At 63.3% G+C, this 19,042-nt stretch carries 18 protein-coding genes; 12 read left to right on the top strand and 6 right to left on the bottom strand.

The window, feature by feature from the left end; genetic code table 11:
• Window positions 1–129: 129 nt before the first annotated feature.
• Window positions 130–558 carry a hypothetical protein gene (locus OEG82_RS09720; RefSeq protein ID WP_267612250.1) on the bottom strand — a complete coding sequence of 143 codons (429 nt, stop codon included), beginning with the start codon at window positions 556–558 and terminating at the stop codon, window positions 130–132.
• Window positions 559–999: 441 nt separating this feature from the next.
• Here OEG82_RS09720 and OEG82_RS09715 point away from each other — a divergent pair, with 441 nt between their 5' ends.
• The 7 genes from OEG82_RS09715 to betA all read left to right on the top strand — a co-directional run bounded on the left by OEG82_RS09715 (window position 1,000) and on the right by betA (window position 8,276).
• Window positions 1,000–1,341, top strand: a complete 342-nt coding sequence (locus OEG82_RS09715; protein ID WP_267612249.1) for a hypothetical protein — start codon at window positions 1,000–1,002, stop codon at window positions 1,339–1,341.
• 67 nt (window positions 1,342–1,408) lie between these two features.
• Window positions 1,409–2,101, top strand: a complete 693-nt coding sequence (locus OEG82_RS09710; RefSeq protein ID WP_267612247.1) for a L,D-transpeptidase — start codon at window positions 1,409–1,411, stop codon at window positions 2,099–2,101.
• Between the two features lie 232 nt (window positions 2,102–2,333).
• Window positions 2,334–2,927 (top strand): transcriptional regulator BetI, encoded by a 594-nt coding sequence (gene betI, locus OEG82_RS09705; protein ID WP_267612246.1) that lies wholly within the window; start codon window positions 2,334–2,336, stop codon window positions 2,925–2,927.
• Window positions 2,924–4,468, top strand: coding sequence for a choline-sulfatase (gene betC, locus OEG82_RS09700; protein ID WP_267612245.1), 1,545 nt, complete (start codon window positions 2,924–2,926; stop codon window positions 4,466–4,468). Before betI ends, betC begins: the two co-directional genes overlap by 4 nt.
• Before the next feature lies 1 nt (window position 4,469).
• Window positions 4,470–5,114 carry a glutathione S-transferase family protein gene (locus tag OEG82_RS09695; protein ID WP_267612244.1) on the top strand — a complete coding sequence of 215 codons (645 nt, stop codon included), beginning with the start codon at window positions 4,470–4,472 and terminating at the stop codon, window positions 5,112–5,114.
• On the top strand, window positions 5,111–6,577 hold the full coding sequence (gene betB / locus OEG82_RS09690; protein ID WP_267612243.1) for a betaine-aldehyde dehydrogenase: 1,467 nt from the start codon (window positions 5,111–5,113) through the stop codon (window positions 6,575–6,577). Before OEG82_RS09695 ends, betB begins: the two co-directional genes overlap by 4 nt.
• A 22-nt stretch (window positions 6,578–6,599) precedes the next feature.
• On the top strand, window positions 6,600–8,276 hold the full coding sequence (betA, locus tag OEG82_RS09685) for a choline dehydrogenase (RefSeq protein ID WP_267612242.1): 1,677 nt from the start codon (window positions 6,600–6,602) through the stop codon (window positions 8,274–8,276).
• A gap of 48 nt (window positions 8,277–8,324) precedes the next feature.
• Here betA and cysQ read toward each other — a convergent pair whose 3' ends face one another.
• Window positions 8,325–9,098 carry a 3'(2'),5'-bisphosphate nucleotidase CysQ gene (cysQ, locus tag OEG82_RS09680; RefSeq protein ID WP_425497638.1) on the bottom strand — a complete coding sequence of 258 codons (774 nt, stop codon included), beginning with the start codon at window positions 9,096–9,098 and terminating at the stop codon, window positions 8,325–8,327.
• Window positions 9,099–9,372: 274 nt separating this feature from the next.
• On the opposite strand from cysQ, the gene OEG82_RS09675 reads away from it, so the two are divergent.
• The 3 genes from OEG82_RS09675 to cysN are packed head-to-tail and all read left to right on the top strand — an operon-like array spanning window position 9,373 to window position 12,671.
• The gene (locus tag OEG82_RS09675) at window positions 9,373–10,191 is read left to right on the top strand and encodes a phosphoadenylyl-sulfate reductase (protein WP_267612240.1); all 819 of its coding nucleotides are present in this window, start codon (window positions 9,373–9,375) and stop codon (window positions 10,189–10,191) included.
• Window positions 10,192–10,210: 19 nt separating this feature from the next.
• Window positions 10,211–11,143, top strand: coding sequence for a sulfate adenylyltransferase subunit CysD (gene cysD / locus OEG82_RS09670; RefSeq protein ID WP_267612239.1), 933 nt, complete (start codon window positions 10,211–10,213; stop codon window positions 11,141–11,143).
• 46 nt (window positions 11,144–11,189) lie between these two features.
• Window positions 11,190–12,671, top strand: a complete 1,482-nt coding sequence (gene cysN, locus OEG82_RS09665; RefSeq protein WP_267612237.1) for a sulfate adenylyltransferase subunit CysN — start codon at window positions 11,190–11,192, stop codon at window positions 12,669–12,671.
• Between the two features lie 31 nt (window positions 12,672–12,702).
• Here cysN and OEG82_RS09660 read toward each other — a convergent pair whose 3' ends face one another.
• The gene (locus tag OEG82_RS09660) at window positions 12,703–14,886 is read right to left on the bottom strand and encodes a PAS domain-containing sensor histidine kinase (protein ID WP_267612235.1); all 2,184 of its coding nucleotides are present in this window, start codon (window positions 14,884–14,886) and stop codon (window positions 12,703–12,705) included.
• Window positions 14,887–15,332: 446 nt separating this feature from the next.
• On the opposite strand from OEG82_RS09660, the gene OEG82_RS09655 reads away from it, so the two are divergent.
• Window positions 15,333–15,482: a hypothetical protein gene (locus OEG82_RS09655; RefSeq protein WP_267612234.1), complete on the top strand. Its 150-nt coding sequence runs from the start codon at window positions 15,333–15,335 to the stop codon at window positions 15,480–15,482.
• A 134-nt stretch (window positions 15,483–15,616) separates the two neighbouring features.
• Here the strand turns inward: OEG82_RS09655 and OEG82_RS09650 are convergent, their stop codons facing one another.
• The 3 genes from OEG82_RS09650 to OEG82_RS09640 are packed head-to-tail and all read right to left on the bottom strand — an operon-like array spanning window position 15,617 to window position 17,773.
• Entirely contained in the window at window positions 15,617–16,033 is a 417-nt protein-coding gene (locus OEG82_RS09650) for a Fur family transcriptional regulator (protein ID WP_267612232.1), read from the bottom strand.
• Window positions 16,030–16,875 carry a metal ABC transporter permease gene (locus tag OEG82_RS09645; protein WP_267612231.1) on the bottom strand — a complete coding sequence of 282 codons (846 nt, stop codon included), beginning with the start codon at window positions 16,873–16,875 and terminating at the stop codon, window positions 16,030–16,032. Before OEG82_RS09645 ends, OEG82_RS09650 begins: the two co-directional genes overlap by 4 nt.
• Complete coding sequence (locus tag OEG82_RS09640) at window positions 16,868–17,773, bottom strand: ATP-binding cassette domain-containing protein (protein WP_267612230.1); 906 nt, start codon at window positions 17,771–17,773, stop codon at window positions 16,868–16,870. The genes OEG82_RS09645 and OEG82_RS09640 overlap by 8 nt, the downstream gene beginning before the upstream one ends.
• A gap of 107 nt (window positions 17,774–17,880) precedes the next feature.
• Here OEG82_RS09640 and OEG82_RS09635 point away from each other — a divergent pair, with 107 nt between their 5' ends.
• A complete protein-coding gene (locus OEG82_RS09635) occupies window positions 17,881–18,966 on the top strand; it encodes a zinc ABC transporter substrate-binding protein (protein WP_267612229.1) in 1,086 nt (361 codons plus the stop codon).
• The last annotated feature ends 76 nt before the right edge of the window (window positions 18,967–19,042 follow it).

Genomic DNA, 19,042 nt, shown 5'->3' with positions numbered 1-19,042 from the left:
GAATCTCGAAATGCTGCCGCGCAGTTTTGGGGGCGCGGACAGCATTGTAAAGAGGCGCGGAGATTTCAAGCGATTTGACCGGCGGAATATGTTCAGGCACGCACGGAATCGCGGTGGTCCGCGATCCGGTCAGCTCGGCTTGGCGTGGCCTTCCAGACCATAAAGCGCCGGACGGATTTCCTCGAGCAGAGCGAAGGGATCCTGCAGCGAGGCCACGACGTCGACAAAGACAGTGGGCAGGTCATGGAGGAAGCGGACATTGAGCATGCCGTCCTTGCGGGCGACAATGGCGCAGGCGATGAGCAGCTGCTTGTCGCCGATGCTGATGTAGAAATTGTCCGGGATATCGGCGCGGCGCGAGGTGGCGAGCAATCCGCCTTCGGAGATGTTGAAGACGCGCAGTTGCGCCTTGCTGATCTGGCGGACGCCCTTGCGCATGAAGAAGATGTTGAACAGGACGCTGCAATCACGACGGGGCCATTTCCGTTCCTGCCGGTCGAGCGCCATGCGGGTCAGGTAATTGGGCGTATGTGTTGAGGCGGCATGCTGAGTGGTCATCGAAAAAGGTCCTCCAACCAGTGTCATCGATCAGTCCTGGCGAATTGCGGCGCGGTCTGCTCTTGCGGCGCTTGCCGTGTCGGGTTTCAGGGGTCCAAAGCCGCCGCCGTTTTTCGCAGTGCTTCAAAGACGGAATGCCCCGACGCTGGAATGGTTTCATCGAATCTGCCGGCAGGAGGCCCGGGCGTCTTGCGCGCGCAGGAGAACGCGACATGAAACCCATTTAATTTATTGTTATTACAATGATTTTACATGTTCATTCATGATTAACCATGGCGTTTGTTTGCTGCAGGCAGTGCGCGGAACCGGGCGCCCCGGCCCCGAATTTCCGCATCACCGTCTGCGGGCGGATCGCCGGCAGTTTCCAGGTCTCACCAAGATGTGATGGGCTTGCGGCGAACGGGACTGGAAATGGCCACAAATGCCGCTAAGACCCACTGCATGCAGACGCACCGCATCCTCCTTCTGTGTTTCCTGACCGTCACGCTCGCGTTGACCGGCCCGTTTTCGCGTGGGCTGTCGGCAAAGGCGGCGGTGTTTCCGCAACCGGTGGAACTGGTCCAGTCCGCAGCCATGGCAAACGGGAAGACCGGTGCAGCCCCCAGCAAGCGCTGCCAGCGCGGCGCCATCACCTGGTCCAACTGCACGCTGGACACCGGTTTTGCCGTGTCGCTGCCGCGGCTCGCGCTGATTGGCACGGCCCTGGAATTTGACACCCGGCCCGGCGGCGCGGCCGACAATATGCGCTCAAGCCGGATTTTCAGGCCGCCCCGGTCCTGCTGATGTGATGACCCGGAACCGGCGCATTGCCTGCCCGTTCCCCTTCCCTCAGCTTCAAGGATTTCAACCGATGATCACCCGACGCCTTTTCCTGGGCGCAGCCCCGCTGGCTGTGCTTTCCGGCTGCAGCACGATTGGCAGCAGCACCGACACCCCTTCAGGGCCTGCCCTCAAACCGACGCGCAAGGCCATGCCCGCGGCCTATGGCGCCGTGCTGGATGAACCCTATCCGATCCCCGCGGTTGCCGACGGCATCGTGCCCGAGCGCTACTGGCGCCAACGCGTGACCAACCCGTATCCGAACGAAGCGCCAGGCACGCTGATCGTCGATCCCAATGCCTTTCACCTGCATCTGATCGAAAGCCGCGACAGCGCCATGCGCTACGGCATCGGCGTCGGCCGGCAGGGCTTTTCCTGGTCCGGCGACGCCGTGGTTCAGTACCGGCGCAAATGGCCGCGCTGGAAGGCGCCCGACGACATGGTGGCGCGCAATCCCGAGCTCACGCCCTATTCGGTTGCCAATGGCGGGATGGATCCCGGGCCGAACAATCCGCTCGGCGCCCGCGCGCTCTATCTGTTCCAGAACGGCAAGGACACGCTCTACCGGATCCACGGCAATCCGGAAGCCAATTCGATCGGCAAGGCGGTGTCATCGGGCTGCATCCGGATGCTCAATCAAGATGTGATCGACCTGCATGCGCGGGTGCGTGACGGAGCCAAGGTGATTGTCCGCAGCTCGGTGATGCCGGCCACCATGGCTTGACGGCCGGGCACCCCTCATGGCGGCGGCGAGTTGATCCCGCCGCCATAGCTGCCTCCGGCCTGATGACGGACCCGCCGCAAATACCATCAATCCGACAGACACCGCGTGGCCGCGCGGCGTGGATACGGCTGCTTAATGCAAAACAGGGATTTTCATTGATTGAGCAGTCAATCAAACCTACATTCCAGCTCTGGCCCGCATGCGGGCCGATCCAACACCTGGAGAGCTTGATATGCCTAAAATCGGCATGGAACCTATCCGCCGCAAGGCGCTGACAGACGCTGCCATCGAGGCCATCGGCGCGCGCGGCACGATGGATGTGACGATGTCGGACATCGCCGGACGCGCCGGCGTCTCGCCGGCGCTGGCGCATCACTATTTCGGCTCCAAGCATCAACTGATCATCGAATCCGTCCGCGCGCTGCTGCGCGATCTCCGACAGGATGCCGAACAGGCGCTGAAAAACGCCAGAACCAGCCGCGCCCGGATCTCGGCGGTGATTGCGGTGAGTTTTTCCGACAAGCAGTTTTCCGACGAGGTGGTGGCGGCCTGGCTGGCATTCTATGTCGATGCCCAGCGGGCCCCGGAAATCCGGCGGCTGCTGTCGATTTACGCCCGGCGGCTGCATTCCAACCTGATGAGCGGATTGAGCCCGCTGGCCGGCGAGAGCGATGCCGAGCGCATTGCCGAAGGTGCGGCCGCGATGATCGACGGGCTCTATATCCGCAAGGCGCTGGGCACCGGGCCGGCACGCTATGACGCCGTGGCGCTGGTCGAGGATCACATCGAGACGCAACTTCTGGAAATTCGCGGGAGGACTGTATGAGCGACGCACGCGCCGAGGCCAAAAGGCCCAACATTCTCATCCTCATGGTCGACCAGCTCAACGGCACCCTGTTTCCCGACGGTCCGGCAGAGTTTCTGCATGCGCCCAACCTGAAGAAGCTGGCCGCGCGCTCGGTGCGGTTTTCGAAGAACTATACCGCCTCGCCGCTCTGTGCGCCGGGACGGGCCTCGTTCATGTCCGGACAATTGCCGCGGCGGACCCGGGTCTATGACAATGCCGCCGAATTTGCCTCCGACATTCCGACCTATGCGCATCATCTCAGACGCGCGGGGTACTACACCTGCCTGTCGGGCAAGATGCATTTCGTCGGGCCCGACCAGATGCATGGTTTCGAGGAACGGCTGACCACCGACATCTACCCTGCCGATTTCGGCTGGACGCCGGATTACCGAAAGCCCGGCGAGCGGATCGACTGGTGGTACCACAATCTCGGTTCGGTCACCGGCGCCGGCGTCGCCGAGACCTCGAACCAGATGGAATATGATGACGAGGTCGCCTTCTTCGCCACCCAGAAGCTGCATCAGCTCTCACGGCTGAGCGAGGCCCCCGATGCACGGCCCCGGGCACTGACGGTGTCATTCACCCATCCGCATGACCCTTACGTGGCGCGCAAGCAATACTGGGATCTTTACGCGGACTGCCCGGAGCTCACTCCCCGGGTGCCGCCGATCCCCTATGCCGAGATGGATCAGCATTCGCAGCGGCTCTACAACGCCAATGATTCGGAGCGCTTCGACATCACGCAAGACAATGTCCGGCGCTCGCGGCAGGCCTATTTCGCCAATATCTCCTATCTCGACGACAAGATCGGCGGCATTCTGGCAACGCTCGAAGCCACACGCATGGCCGACAACACCATCGTGGTGTTCTGCTCCGACCATGGCGACATGCTGGGCGAGCGCGGCATGTGGTTCAAGATGAGCTTCTTTGAAGGCTCGGCGCGGGTGCCGCTGATGATCGCGGTGCCGGGTGCCGAAGGGCAACTGGTTTCGGAGCCGACCTCCAATCTCGACATCACCCCGACGCTGGCAGCGCTTGCCGGCGTGTCGCTTGAAGAGGTGGCGCCCTGGACCGACGGCGAAAGCCTGACGCCGGTGATGGCTGGAGAACCGCGGACTGCACCGGTGCTGATGGAATATGCGGCGGAAGGCTCGGAAGCGCCGCTGGTGGCGATCCGTGACGGGCGCTACAAGTTCATCCATTGCGAGCTCGATGCGCCGCAACTCTTTGATCTCGACGCCGATCCGGACGAGCTCGTCAACCTGGCCGATGATCCCGCCCATGCGGAGCGGGTCGCGGCCTGCATGACCCAGGTCCGGGACCGGTGGGACATGACACGCTACGACAGCGAGGTGCGCGAAAGCCAGGCGCGGCGCTGGGTGGTCTATGAGGCGCTGAGGAACGGCAATTATTACCCGTGGGATTTCCAGCCCCTGCAGAAGGCCTCGGAGCGCTATATGCGCAACCACATGGATCTCAATGTGCTTGAGGATTCCAAGCGCTTTCCGAGGGGAGAATGACATGCTGACCGTCTGGGGACGCGCAACCTCATCCAATGTGCAGCCGGTGATGTGGGCCATTGCCGAACTCGGGCTGGCGCATCAGCGTCACGACGTCGGCCACTCATATGGCGGCAACAGGACGCCTGACTATCTCGCGATGAACCCGAACGGGCTGGTGCCGACGGTGCGTGACGGCGATGGCGCGCCGATGTGGGAGAGTGCCGCCATCGTGCGCTATCTCGCCGCCCGCTATGGCGATGAACGGTTCTGGCCGCGAGACCCGGCCGTCCGGGTGCAGCTCGACATGTGGGCGGAGTGGATCAAGACCAGTTTCGCACCTGCCTTCACCGGCCAGCTTTTCTATCCGCTGGTGCGATTTTCGCCAAAGCTGCTGAAACCGGGCCAGGTTGAAGCGGCGGCGGATGCGCTCAAGCCGCTGGCGCTGATGCTCGACACAAGGCTCAGCGACGGCCCCTATCTGGGTGGCGGCGAGCTGACCTTTGCCGACATGATTACCGGCCACCTGCTCTATCGCTACTACACACTGGATTTCGAGCGCGCCGACACACCAAGGCTCGACGCCTATTACGCCCGCCTGAGCGCGCGCCCACACTATCGCGACCACGTGATGGTCTCTTATGAAAGCCTGAGGACACCGACATGAATGCACAGCCCCCCGCCTCGCACCACATTGCCGGCGCTTACGTTGAAGACGCTGCAGGCGCGGTGATCGAGAGCATCTATCCCGCCACTGGCGAGCTGAACGCCAGGCTGCATTCGGCAACACCGGCAATCATTGACCAGGCGGTCGCAGCGGCGCGCGCGGCGCAGCCGGCCTGGGCGGCGCTGAAGGGTGTCGAGCGCGGACGCATCCTGCTGCGAACGGCGCAGCTGCTGCGCGAGCGCAATGACATGTTGTCTCGGATCGAGACGCTCGACACCGGCAAGGCGATCCAGGAAACGCTGGTCGCCGACGCGGCGTCCGCAGCGGACGCGCTGGAATATTTCGGCGGGCTGGCAGGTGCGATCACCGGGGAACATATCGATCTCGGCGGTGGCGATTTCGCCTATACCCGCCGCGAGGCACTCGGCGTCTGCGCCGGCATCGGCGCCTGGAACTATCCGATCCAGATCGCTGCCTGGAAATCGGCCCCGGCGCTGGCCAGCGGCAATGCCTTCATCTTCAAGCCCTCCGAAATGACGCCGCTGACAGCGCTCAAGCTGGCCGAGGCCTTCAAGGATGCAGGCCTGCCGCACGGCATTTTCAACGTGGTGCAGGGCTATGGCGATGTGGGTGCTGCCCTTGCCAGCCATCCAGACGTCGCCAAGGTGTCGCTGACCGGCTCGGTGCCGACCGGCGCCAAGGTGCTGGCAGCCGCAGCCCCCACCATCAAGGCGGTGACCATGGAACTGGGCGGCAAATCGCCGATCCTGGTGTTTGACGATGCGGATCTCGAAAGCGCGATCGGCGGCGCGATGCTGGGCAATTTCTATTCGACCGGCCAGATCTGCTCGAACGGCACACGCGTGTTTGTCCAGCGCGGCGTTTATGACCGGTTTCTCGACCGGCTCAAGGCTCGCACAGAAACCATCCGCATCGGCGATCCGCTCGATCCCGACACCCATCTGGGACCGATGGTCTCGATGGCGCAGCGCGACAAGGTGCTGGGCTATATCGACAGCGGCAAGCGCGAGGGCGCGCGGCTGGTCATTGGCGGCGGCGTGCCTGAGCTTCAGGGTTTTGAGAACGGCGCCTGGATCCAGCCAACCGTCTTTGCCGATGTCACCGACGAGATGACCATCGCGCGCGAGGAAATTTTCGGACCGGTGATGAGCGTGCTGCCGTTTGACGACGAGGACGAGGCGGTCACCCGCGCCAATGACACCCAGTTCGGACTGGCAGCCGGCGTGTTTACCGCCGACATCACGCGCGCGCACCGGGTTGTCGCCAGCTTCGAGGCCGGCACCACCTGGATCAACACCTACAATTTGACCCCGGTCGAGATGCCCTTCGGCGGCGTCAAGCAATCGGGCATCGGACGCGAGAACTCGCGTGCGGCAATCGAGCATTACACCCAGCTCAAGACCGTCTATGTGGCCACCGGGCCGGTCGACAGCCCGTATTGAGGGCAGATCAGGAATGACCATCATGCAAGCAGATTTCGTTATCATCGGCGCCGGTTCGGCCGGCTCGGCCATGGCCGCGCGGTTGAGCGAGGACGGCAAGCATTCGGTGATCGTCATCGAACATGGCGGCTCGGATTTCGGCCCGTTCATCCAGATGCCGGCAGCGCTGTCCTTCCCGATGAACATGGGAATCTATGACTGGGGTTACAGAACCGAGCCCGAGGCCAATCTGGGCAACCGGCGGCTCGCCGCACCGCGCGGCAAGGTGATCGGCGGATCGTCCTCGATCAACGGCATGGTGTATGTGCGCGGCCATGCCGAGGACTTCAACCACTGGGCCGACCAGGGAGCGAGCGGCTGGTCGTTTGCCGATGTGCTGCCCTATTTCAAGCGCATGGAAACCTCGCACCAGAATGGCGGCATCGGCGGCGAAGAAGGCTGGCGCGGCACCGATGGGCCGTTGCATGTGCAGCGCGGGCCGGCGGCCAATCCGCTGTTTGATGCCTTCATCGAGGCGGGCCGTCAGGCAGGCTATGGCGTGACCGAAGACTACAATGGATCGCGCCAGGAAGGCTTCGGCCTGATGGAACAGACCATCCACAAGGGTCAGCGCTGGTCCACCGCCGAGGCCTATCTGAAGCCGGCGCTGAAGCGCAAAAACGTGAGTCTTGTCAGGGGACTGGCGCAGCGTGTTGTCATCGAGAATCACCGCGCCACCGGCGTGGAAATCGAGGTTCACGGCAAGATTCAAGTCGTTAAGGCACTGCGTGAGGTTGTGATTGCGGCCTCTGCGTTCAATTCGCCGAAACTGTTGATGCTGTCGGGCATCGGTCCAGGCGCGCATCTGGCCGAGCACGGCATTGAGGTGGTGGCCGACCGGCCCGGCGTCGGCGCCAATCTGCAGGATCATCTGGAAGTCTATATCCAGCAGGAATGCATCCAGCCGATCACGCTCTATTCCAAGCTCAACCTGTTTTCCAAGGCGCTGATCGGGGCGCAGTGGCTGTTCCTCAGGCGCGGGCTCGGCACCTCAAACCAGTTCGAGGCCTGCGGCTTTATCCGCTCGGAAGCGGGCGTGCCCTACCCCGATATCCAGTTCCATTTCCTGCCCGGCGCCATCCGCTACGACGGCACGGCGGCAGCTCCGATGCATGGCTTCCAGGCCCATGTCGGACCGATGCGTTCGGCCTCGCGCGGCGCGGTCTCCTTGCGCTCGGGCAATGCCAAGGACGCGCCGGTGATCCGTTTCAACTATATGAGCCACGAGCAGGACTGGCGCGATTTCCGCCGGGCGGTGCGGATCACCCGCGAGGTGTTTGGACAGGCGGCCTTTGATCCCTATCGCGGCATGGAGATCCAGCCGGGCAGCGATATCCAGAGCGACGAGGAGATCGACGGCTTCATCCGCGAGCATGCCGAAAGCGCCTATCACCCCTGCGGCACCTGCCGGATGGGCCGGGCCGACGATCCGCTTGCCGTGGTCGATCCGGAAACCCGTGTCATCGGCGTCGACGGATTGCGGGTGGCCGACTCGTCAATCTTCCCGCGGGTGACCAATGGCAATCTCAACGGCCCGTCGATCATGACCGGCGAGAAGGCCGCCGACCACATTCTGGGCCGCACGCCGCTGGCGCCGAGCAATCTGGAACCGTGGATGAACCCGGACTGGCGCGAGACCGACCGGCTGAAACAGAACTGAAGCGGCGTTGAACAAGGGCCCGGACCTGCGGGCCTTCGGAACGGGGATCTAGGCGTTGGGCGCCTGGCCCCAGCCGACGAAGCGGGCGCAGCCGAAATTCGCGTCCTCGACGCCGTAGCGCAGCGGAATGCCGTCGAGCGTCAACGTCATGCCGCCGGCGGCCCGCAACACCGCATCACCGGCGGCGATGTCCCACTGCTTGAGGCAGACCAGACGCGGATAGACATCGGCGCGGCCCTCGGCCAGCAGGCAGAATTTCAGTGACGAACCGACGCTTGCGGTTTCATGCTCGGGCATGCTTTCGAGCCAGGCGTCGGTTTCGGGTTCCTTGTGGGTGACGCTGACCAGCGCCACCGGTGTCTTCGGGCGCTGCCTGGTGTGAATGTCGCGCTGGCCCATGATCTCGCCGTCAGCCGTGACCTCGGCGACCTGGGCATGACCGGTGACCCCGCTCCACATCTTGCCCAGCGCCGGGGCATAGACCACGCCGGCCACCGGTGTGTGGCCGCGGATCAGCGCAATATTGACGGTGAACTCGTTGCGCCCGGCGATGAAATCGCCGGTGCCGTCGAGCGCATCGACGAGAAAGAACATGTCCCCGGCGTGGCTCGGGCACCGGCCGGCCTCGGCCAGTTCCTCGGCCACCACGGGAATGCCGGGATAGGATGTGGTGAGAAAATCGAGGATCAGGGCTTCGGCGCGCTGATCGGCCTGGGTGACCGGCGTGTGGTCGGATTTGACCGTCACCGTGGCGCCCGCGGCGCGGACTGCCAGAATCTCCTCACCAGCAGCAATCGCTACCGTTTCAAGCTCCCGGATCAGCGCCTGAACGGAGCCGGTGGTAGGATCATCAAAGTCAAACGCGCCCATCAGCGGGCTCCGTGATACTTGTTACTCGACCCGATTGGCGTGACATGTTTGGCGACCCCGGTCAATGCAATGTTGCCCGCATCTTCCCGCCGAATTGGGCAGATTTTGCGGCACTTGGCGCTTCCGGCGGAACAACCGACCTGAACCGGGCGCACAAAAAGACTGTGATGCCTCGTTTTGACGGCAGCAAGGCGCGACTATGGCTTCACCAACTGGAGCCTCAACCATGCCCCTGCACCAAGCCATTGCCCGCGATCAGGTTTCGCCGCGTCCGGTCTACGGACCCGAATTCGCCGCCCGTCTTGCCGACGAACTGGCGCAGTTGCCGCTGCCGGGACGGATGCTCAGGATCGCGGCGCTGGGCCATGCGGTGTTCACCACATCGCTGGGACTGGAAGACCAGGTTCTCACCTCCGTGATCGCCGCCACCCAGGCCGATCTGCGCATCGTCACGCTCGACACTGGCCGGCTGTTTGCCGAAACCCTGGCGCTGATCGAAGCGACGGAAGCGCAATACGGGATCTCCATCGAAGTGTTCAAGCCGTGGAAGGACGAGGTCGACGGCTTTGTTGCGCTTTACGGCATGAACGGGTTTTACGACAGCGTCGAAGCCCGGCATGCCTGCTGCCATGCGCGCAAGCTGCAGCCGCTGGGGCGGGCGCTGGCCGATGCCGAGATCTGGGTGACCGGCCTGCGCCGCGGCCAATCGGGCAACCGGGCCAATGCGCCGCTGGCCGAATGGGATGCCGACCGCTGCCTTTTGAAAATCAATCCGCTGGCCGACCAGTCGCTCGAGACGCTTCAGGCGCGGGCGAAAGCCGATGATGTGCCGGTCAATCCGCTGCATGCGCGCGGCTTTCCCTCGATCGGCTGCGAGCCCTGCACCCGCGCCATCAAGCCGGGCGAGCCCGAGCGCGCCGGCCGCTGGTGGTGGGAGCAAGACGAACGCCGCGAATGCGGTCTTCATTTGTCGGCCTCGGTTTCGGGCTCGCGCGCCCAGTCCCCGGCTCATGGCCAACCCAAAGTCACGGCCACGGCCTCGTGAATTTTCCAAAGGACTCCCCATGAACGTGATCGAACACGGGCGCGGCAAGCCGCCGCTCGACCCGCATCTCAAGGCGCTGGAAAACGAGGCGATCCACATCTTTCGTGAGGTGGCGGCGGAATTCGAGCGTCCGGTGATGCTCTATTCGATCGGCAAGGATTCCTCGGTGCTGCTGCATCTGGCGCTGAAGGCGTTTCATCCGGGCAAGCTGCCGTTTCCGCTGGTGCATATCGACACCGGCTGGAAGTTTCCCGAAATGATCGCTTTCCGTGATCAGGTGGTGGCCAGGCACGGGCTGGACCTGATCGCGCACACCAACCCCGACGGGCTGCGCGACAACGTCACCCCGTTCAGCCACGGGTCGGCACGCTACACCGACATCATGAAGACCCAGGCGCTGAAGCAGTCGCTCGACATGGGCCGTTACGATGCGGCCTTTGGCGGCGCCCGCCGCGACGAGGAAGCCTCTCGCGCCAAGGAACGGATCTATTCGTTCCGCACGCCCGACCATGCTTGGGACCCACGCAACCAGCGCCCCGAGCTGTGGTCGATCTACAATGGCATGATTCGCTCGGGCGAAAGCGTGCGCGCCTTCCCGCTGTCGAACTGGACCGAGGTTGATATCTGGCGCTACATCCAGGCCGAAAACATCGATCTGGTGCCGCTCTATTTCGCCAAGCGCCGCAAGGTCGTCGAGCGTGACGGGATGCTGATCCTGGCCGAGGACAAGCGGCTGGAGCTGCTGCCCGGCGAGCAGGTTCGTGAAGAGATGGTGCGGTTCCGCACGCTCGGATGTTTCCCGCTTACCGGTGCTGTGCGTTCGGAAGCGACGACGCTTGACGAGGTGATTGAGGAACTCGAGATCGCCACGGTATCGGAACGCCAGGGTCGGGCCATTGACCGCGACCAGTCCGGTTCGATGGAAAAGAAAAAACGCGAAGGCTATTTCTGATGCCTGTTCGTCCAGCCAGCTTTCGCTTTGCCCAAAGGTACATGACATGACCGCGCTTACCTCCGCTGCCACCCAGCCCCTGCCGCTCGACGACGCCCACATCACCGACCCGCAGGCAGCAAAGGCCGGACGCCAGGCCCGGCCCTTGCGCTTCATCACCTGTGGCTCTGTGGACGACGGCAAGTCGACGCTGATCGGCCGGCTGCTGTGGGACACCAAGGCGGTGAAGGAAGACCAGGCGGCGGCCCTCAGGCGCGATTCCACCGGCAAGCAGAACGAACTCGGCCTGCCGGATTTCGCGCTGCTGCTCGATGGCCTCCAGGCGGAGCGCGAACAGGGCATCACCATCGACGTCGCCTACCGCTATTTCGCCACCGACCGGCGCTCGTTCATCGTCGCCGACACGCCCGGCCATGTGCAATATACCCGCAACATGGCCACCGGCGCCTCGACCGCCGATCTCGCCGTGCTGCTGGTTGACGCCCGCGCCGGCATTCTGGAACAGACCCGGCGGCATGCGACAATCGCGGCGATGATGGGCATCCGGCAGTTCGTTCTGGCGGTCAACAAGATCGATCTGAGCGAATATGACGAGGCCGGGTTCCAGGCCATCGCGCGCTCATTCCGCGAAATCGCGCTGTCGCTCGGCGTGCGTCAGGTCACAGCCATTCCGGTCTCGGCGCTGAAAGGCGAAAACATCGTGCTGCGCGGCGATGACGTGATGCCGTGGTATACCGGCCCGACATTGGTCGAAGCGCTTGAAAAAGCCACCCAGCGCACCGGCCAGACCACCGGCTTCCGGCTACCGGTGCAGCGGGTCTCGCGCCCCGGCGAAGGTTTCCGCGGCTATCAGGGTACTGTCGCCGGCGGCTCAATCAAGCCGGGCGACAGCGTCGTGGTGCTGCCTTCCGGCGTCGAGGCCAATGTCAAGGCCATCGTCACCTATGATCTGGTCCGCAACGCCGCCGTGCATGGCGACGCCATCACGCTGGTGCTCGATCGTCCGGTCGATGTGGCCCGCGGTGACATGATCGCAGCCATCGACCAGCGCCCGCAGACCGGCCGCGCCTTCAACGCCCGGCTGGTGGCTCTGTCGCTGGACGGCATCGTGCCCGGCAAACGCTATTGGCTGAAGGCCGGCTCACGCCGCCAGCGGGTGATGGTGCGCCCGACCTCGGCGCTGGACCTGACCACCGGCAACTGGGATGACGCGCCGTTTCTCGCCATGAACGGCATCGGCGTGGTCGAGCTCGATTTCGAAGACACGGCGATCTTCGACAATTACGAAACCAACCGGGAAACCGGCGCCTTCATCCTGATTGATCCGGACACGTTCAACACCGTGGCCGGCGGCATGATCGATGGCAAGCGCTCCAAGGCCGGCCGTTTCGACGCCCTGCCCGACGCCGACCGTGCGACCGTGACGCTCCCCGCAAGGCTGCTCGAAGCGTTCCTGAAAACCGAATTTGCGCGGGCCCATGCCGGCGAGATCCGGGTGACGGCGCCGGAGGAGAATGACGGGGAGTAATGCGGGCAATGGCGGCGCGGGCGTGCACCGCTCAGCTCTCCCCAATGGATTTGAGCAGTTCTGCGCCACCGGTCAGGACCACCTCGCCGACCGGAGCGATCAGGGCCCATTTAACGCCGGTGGGGGCATAGTCGAGGTCGACCTTGCCGCCGACAGAAATCGCCGCCATGCGCTCGATCACGGTGCGCCCGAAACCGCTTTCCTGCGGCAGCGTCACCGGCGGCCCGCCATGCTCATGCCAGCGGATGCGGAAGACCTTGCCCTCGTCGAGCGTGTCCCAGTCGATCGAGACGGTTCCGCCAAGACGGGACAGGGAGCCGTATTTCAGCGCATTGGTCGACAGCTCATGCAGCGCCATGCCGATGCCTTGCGCGGCAGTCGGGGTGAAGACCATTTCCGGGCCCTCGATGCTGAAGCGATCGGTCTGCATGTCGTCGCCGAGATGCTTGATCTGGGACTGGACCAGATCGCGGACGCTGACCCCGCCCCAATTGCCCTGCACAATCAGATCCTGTGATCCCGACAGCGAAAACAGACGTTGCGAGAACCGGTCAATGAACTCTGCCGGCGGGCTGGCGCGGGCGGTCTGCCGCGCCATCGAGATGACCACGGTCAACAGGTTCTTGGAGCGATGATTGACCTCGCGCATCAGGTATCGAATATGCTCGTCATAGCGTTGCCGCTCGGACAGATCGTAAAAATTGCAGACCACGCCGGGGCGGCCGTCCGGCATGGTTATGCGCTCGATCTTCCAGTCATAGGATTCGATCTCATTGCTGTCCTGGCGGCGTTCGATAGTCGAGGGGGAGTGATAGGGCTCTCCGGTTTCAAGCGTGTGGCGGAACAGGCTGATTGCCTCTTCTGCGAAAGCGGCAGGCCAGATGATCCGCAATGCTTCGGCAAAATCGTGGCCGATCAGGGGGCGCACATTGGCGAAAACCGGTTGCGCCCCGTCACTGACATGGGCGAGACGGAAATCGGCATCGACCGTGTAGATGCCGAAGGGAGACCCCGCCACCATGTTCCTGAAGGTGTCATGCGAGGTTTTCAGCGCAGCCATCATCGACTTGCGATCGGAAATGTCGATCCCTGACGGGATCAGGTTGACGATCTTGCCATCGGAATCGAGAAGCGGGGCCAACTGGAAATCGATCCACAGCAGCTGCCCGCCGGCGACGCGGACTTCGACATCATAGCGCACCGTTTCGCCGTTGCGGGCGCGCTCGCAGGATTCCTGCACCCTGTTCTGGATCTCCGGGGTGTAGTTCCACCAGTAGCAATCCCAGAATTTCTTGCCGATGACATCGGCGGCCTTGATGCCGGCGGCGTCCAGCGGGGCACGGTTGGCCTCGACCAGGGTTCCGTCGGGCTCCAGCACACCGACAAAGGCAAACAGATTGTCGAGAATGCTGCGCAGCCGCTGCTCCGCCCTGCGTTCTTCGGTGACATCGCGATGAACGGTCGAGGCACCGATGATGTCGCCCGAGGCGGAACGAACCGGTGCGGCGGTGACAGCGATCGTGCGCAGCAGGCCGGCACGGGTCTGCCGCGTAACGTCGAAATGCTGGAGCTCGCCGGCGACGATTTCCGCAATGTAATCGGCCGCGCGTCGTGGCCAATCGGGCGGGTAGAGCATCTCGATGGACTGGCCGACCATTCCGCCGCGATCATAGCCATAGAGCTTTTCGGCGGCGGCATTCCAGCTGGTGATGCGTCCTTGAAGATCGAAGGCGATCACCGCATCGGGCATGGTGGCGACGATCGCCGCCAGATTGCGGGCGCTCTGCTCCGCATGGCTGAGTTCTATCCTGGCCAGATTGCGGCTGGTGGTGTTGTGGTGGGTGATCAGCGCGAAGCGTTCCCCGGCAAATTCGAGCGACGAGGCGACCATCTCGAACCAGCGCTTTTCGGTATCGGAGTGACAGGGATATTCGACACGATAATCCTGTCCATCGGCAAACAGCCGCATCAGCCCCGCCTCGACCTCGGCTGCCAGCTGATCGCCCTGATCGGCGCTCCGGCGGCAAATGTGGAGATAGTTTCCGCCGAGATAATGCTGGTCGGGGTCGCCGTCATTGTCGCTGCTGAACTGCCGCCAGACATCATTCACACACCGGATGGTGCCATCCCGGGCCATGATGGCAACGCCGTCACGCATGGCGTCGATCACCGGCTGGAAAGCTCTTGCGACGGGATCCGGGTTGAGCGGTTTCACCTTTGAACCATCCGACAAGTTCTCCAAAAGAAACGCATAGCTGGAAAAACTATACGATCACAGACACCCTGACTACAGGTACCGGGTTAACACACTGCACCTGTCGCCAGGATGACCGGCAGTTCCGGGCCGACGGCGGCCTTGTTGGATCCGCCAGTCCGTCGGATCCAGTGGAAAAGCGCGATTGGATAATTTTCAATAATACCGCTGCCGGTACCCGCTGCGAAAACCCGTTATTCTGTGTATTGTTGACCGAAATTCGATACTCACCTAGTGTCTCCATGTATTAAATACATAATTGGAGGATATATTATGGCCAGAAAAGTCGAAGGCGGCATTGTTTACCGCAACAATCAAACGGACAAGCTGGCGGCCACTGTGGTCGAGATTTTTTTCCGAATGTTCCATCAACAGCGCCGGTCGTGCCCAATGATGCGCAGGGCACCATGACCCTGAAAGCGCCGCCGCCGGTGATCGGGCATTATGACAAGGGCAATACCCTGATCTACAAGGACAGCAACCGCCACAATGATTGCAGCCTATTCGTGGATTCCAATATCGGCCCGTCGAAATACACGGTCACGAAAAGGGCCTGATCCCCTTCACGGCCGCAGCGGCGCGGGATCATGGCTGACACCGTGCAGCAAGGGCCGGCGGTTTCGTGCCGCGTCTTCGTCAAGGCGATCAGGATCGTGCGGCATCCGGCGTCCGGCTCAGTGCCCGATCCGCCTCACGCGCAGCCGGCGCAGACTCCACGCAGTTCAACCACCGCCTTCTTGACGGTAAAGCCGTCTTCGCGGGCAAGCTGGCGCAGGCGGTTTTCCAGCGCCTCGTCGGAAATCTCGGTGACCTTGCCGCAGGTCTCGCAGATGGCGAAGGCGATGGTTTCGTGGCTGTCGCAGCCGGGATGGCGGCAGGCGACGAATGCGTTGAGGCTTTCGAGCCGGTGCACCATGCCGGTCTCGACCAGCTTGTCGAGCGCCCGATAGACCTGCAGCGGGGCGCGAAAACCGTCGTCGCGCAACTGGTCCAGAATGGTATAGGCCGACAGGGGCCCCTCGGCGCGCGAAAGCGCGCCAAACACCAGGGACTGGTTCTTGGTCAGATCGGCCGCGTCGCGACCATGGAAGTGGACCGCTTCACTCATGACAGGCTGCCTTTCCGGTTGATGCGGTCGGACCGCTGTTTTGCCAGGCTGGCGATACGTCCGCCCAGCGGCGACATGGCGAGAAGAAAAAGCCCCAGCGCCGCAACCACGATCGTCGGTCCCGAGGGCGTGTCCCAGTTGAGCGAGCCTTCCAGCCCCAGCACCACCGCCAGCATGCCGATGATCGAGGCAAACACCGCCATCTGCTCCGGCCCGGATGCAAAACGGCGGGCGGTGGCGGCGGGAATGATCAGCATGGCGGTGATCAGCAGCACGCCGACGATCTTCATCGAAATGGCGATGACGGTGGCCATCAGGATCATGAAGACCAGATTGGCCCGGTCCGGATTGAGCCCCTCGGCCTCGGCCAGTTCGGCATTGACGGTGGCGGCAAACAATGGCCGCCAGATCAGCACCAGCACGCCCAGCACGGCGATGCCACCGCTCCAGATCACGGCGATGTCGGTTTTCGACACGGCAAGGATGTCGCCGAACAGCAGCCCCATCAGATCGATGCGGACCCAGCTCATGAAAGCCAGCGCCACCAGACCGAGCGCCAGCGCAGAATGCGACAGCAGGCCGAGCAGCGCGTCGGATGACAGCGTGGCGCGCTTCTGCAGGGCCAGCAGGGCCAGCGAGATCAGCGCCGAGACGGCAAAGACGGCCAGGGTCACATTGACCTCGAGCAGGAACGCCAGCGCCACGCCGAGCAGGGCAGCATGGGACAGCGTATCGCCGAAATAGGCCAGCCGGCGCCAGATGATGAAACAGCCGAGCGGCCCGGCGACCAGGGCAACGCCGAGGCCGGCGACGATGGCGCGGGTGAAGAAATCGTCAAGCATTGCTGCCCCCTGCCCCTGTCGTTGATGCTGTGCCGGGCTTGAGCGCGCCGGGCGGCAAGTGATGGCCGTGATCATGGTCATGGCCATGGTTGTGATCATGGCCGTGATCATGATGGCCGTCGCCGGGATGGCAGTGCTCGGTCACCGAGCCGTCGGCATGGCGCACGGTTCCATCGGCAAGATGGGTGTGGTCGTGATTGTGCTCGTAGACCGCCAGGGTCGCATCGGCGCGGCCGCCGAACAGGCGGCGGTATTCCTCGCTCGAAGCCACGGCGACGGGCGAGCCCTGGCAGCAGACATGGCCGTTGAGGCAGATCACCCGGTCGGTCGCCGCCATCACCACATGCAGGTCATGCGAGATCAGCAGCACGCCGCAGCCGATGTCATCGCGGATCCGCTTGATCAGGTCATAGAGCGCGATCTCGCCGGTGAAATCGACGCCCTGCACCGGCTCGTCCAGCACCAGCAGATCGGGCTTGCGGGCAATGGCGCGGGCAAGCATGGCGCGCTGGAATTCGCCGCCGGAAAGATTGCGCACTTCGGATTGCGCCAGATGGGCGATGCCGGTGGCGGCGAGCGCATGGTCGACCTGGTTGGCCGTCGGCGTGCCGGTCAGGTGCATGAAGCGCGCCACGGTCAGCGGCAAGGTCCAGTCGATCGAGAGCTTTTGCGGCACATAGCCGACCTTGAGGCCGGGCGCTCGCTGCGCCGAGCCGGCATCCGGCTTCATGACGCCGAGCGCCATTTTCGCGGTGGTCGACTTGCCCGATCCATTGGGGCCGATCAGCGTGACGATCTCGCCCTGGCTGACGGCAAGATCGACGCCGCGGACCAGCCACCGGCCGGCGCGTTCCACACCCGCATGGGTGAGCGATATGAGAGGCGTGTTGGTAGCCACGGAAAGGAATCCAGGAAAAATCGCGTTTCTGTCTTGCGGCAAGATATGCCACACGTTATAGCATTACACAACAATGTAATCATATAACATCACCGAGGATACACGACATGATGACATTTCGCCGTTTGCTTGCCAGCGCAGCCATTTCCCTCGCCCTGTCACCGGCGCTGGCGACCGGGAGCCTTGCCGAACCGCGTGTGGTTGCCTCGATCAAGCCGGTCCATTCGCTGGTCGCCGCGGTCATGGAGGGTGTCGGCACCCCCGACCTCATCGTTTCGGGCGCTGCCTCGCCGCATTCCTATGCCTTGAAGCCGAGCCAGGCGTCAGCGCTTGAAGATGCAGATCTGGTGTTCTGGATCGGCCATGAACTCGAAACCTTCCTGGAAAAGCCGATCGAGACCATCGGCGCGCGCGCCCGCGTCGTCGAACTGATGGACAGCGACGGGCTGGTCAAGCTTCCGTTCCGGACCGGCGGAGCCTTTGAAGCGCATGCGCATGAGGATCACGACGGTGAGGAAGGCCATGCCGGGCACGATGACGATGGCCATGATGATCACGACGGGCACGAAGCTGCCCATCATGACGACAAGGACGATCACGCCGATGGCCATGCGGCCCATGACGACCATGACAAGCATGACGACCACGGAGACCATGATGCGCATGGCGGATTTGACGCCCATGTCTGGCTGGACCCGATGAACGCCAAGATCTTCGTCGGCGCCATCAGCGAAGCATTGATCGAATCCGATCCGGCCAATGCCGCCGCCTATGCCGCCAATGCCGCCAGGGTCGAAAAGCAGCTCAACGGGCTGGTGAGCGAAATCACCGCCAGCCTGGTGCCGGTTCATGACAAGGGATTCATCGTCTTCCACGACGCCTACCAGTATTTCGAGAAACGCTTCGGCATCTCGGCGGCCGGTTCGGTCACGGTCAATCCCGAAGTGCGCCCAGGCGCCGAACGGGTTTCCGCGATCCACGACAAGATTGCCGAGCTCGGGGCCACCTGCGTGTTTGCCGAGCCGCAATTCGAAAGCCGGCTGATCGATGTGGTGGTCGAGGGCAGCGATGCCAGAACCGCCACGATCGATCCGCTCGGTGCTGCGCTGGAAGACGGTCCGGAGCTCTATTTCGAGGTGATCCGCGGCATGGCCGGTTCCATCCGGGACTGCCTGGCACCGGACGCCAAATAGGCTCAGGCCCCATCACGATGATGTCATTCCCATTGACGCGGACCGCCATCCGCCCCAGTTCCGCAGTCTCCGGGCC

This window comes from Hoeflea ulvae, from assembly GCF_026619435.1.
GTDB classification, from domain to species: domain Bacteria; phylum Pseudomonadota; class Alphaproteobacteria; order Rhizobiales; family Rhizobiaceae; genus Hoeflea; species Hoeflea ulvae.
Note: the sequence above shows the minus strand (reverse complement) of the source record. Positions and strands in the feature narration are given on the sequence as shown.

Excerpts from the sequence above, each read along its gene's own strand:
- betC (WP_267612245.1), top strand. The coding sequence starts at position 2,924 with ATGAGCGACGCACGCGCCGAGGCCAAAAGGCCCAACATTCTCATCCTC.
- betB (WP_267612243.1), top strand. The coding sequence starts at position 5,111 with ATGAATGCACAGCCCCCCGCCTCGCACCACATTGCCGGCGCTTACGTT.
- OEG82_RS09635 (WP_267612229.1), top strand. The coding sequence starts at position 17,881 with ATGATGACATTTCGCCGTTTGCTTGCCAGCGCAGCCATTTCCCTCGCC.
- OEG82_RS09645 (WP_267612231.1), bottom strand. The coding sequence starts at position 16,875 with ATGCTTGACGATTTCTTCACCCGCGCCATCGTCGCCGGCCTCGGCGTT.
- OEG82_RS09710 (WP_267612247.1), top strand. The coding sequence starts at position 1,409 with ATGATCACCCGACGCCTTTTCCTGGGCGCAGCCCCGCTGGCTGTGCTT.
- cysD (WP_267612239.1), top strand. The coding sequence starts at position 10,211 with ATGAACGTGATCGAACACGGGCGCGGCAAGCCGCCGCTCGACCCGCAT.
- betI (WP_267612246.1), top strand. The coding sequence starts at position 2,334 with ATGCCTAAAATCGGCATGGAACCTATCCGCCGCAAGGCGCTGACAGAC.
- OEG82_RS09650 (WP_267612232.1), bottom strand. The coding sequence starts at position 16,033 with ATGAGTGAAGCGGTCCACTTCCATGGTCGCGACGCGGCCGATCTGACC.
- OEG82_RS09715 (WP_267612249.1), top strand. The coding sequence starts at position 1,000 with ATGCAGACGCACCGCATCCTCCTTCTGTGTTTCCTGACCGTCACGCTC.
- OEG82_RS09695 (WP_267612244.1), top strand. The coding sequence starts at position 4,470 with ATGCTGACCGTCTGGGGACGCGCAACCTCATCCAATGTGCAGCCGGTG.
- betA (WP_267612242.1), top strand. The coding sequence starts at position 6,600 with ATGCAAGCAGATTTCGTTATCATCGGCGCCGGTTCGGCCGGCTCGGCC.
- cysN (WP_267612237.1), top strand. The coding sequence starts at position 11,190 with ATGACCGCGCTTACCTCCGCTGCCACCCAGCCCCTGCCGCTCGACGAC.
- OEG82_RS09675 (WP_267612240.1), top strand. The coding sequence starts at position 9,373 with ATGCCCCTGCACCAAGCCATTGCCCGCGATCAGGTTTCGCCGCGTCCG.
- OEG82_RS09720 (WP_267612250.1), bottom strand. The coding sequence starts at position 558 with ATGACCACTCAGCATGCCGCCTCAACACATACGCCCAATTACCTGACC.
- OEG82_RS09655 (WP_267612234.1), top strand. The coding sequence starts at position 15,333 with ATGACCCTGAAAGCGCCGCCGCCGGTGATCGGGCATTATGACAAGGGC.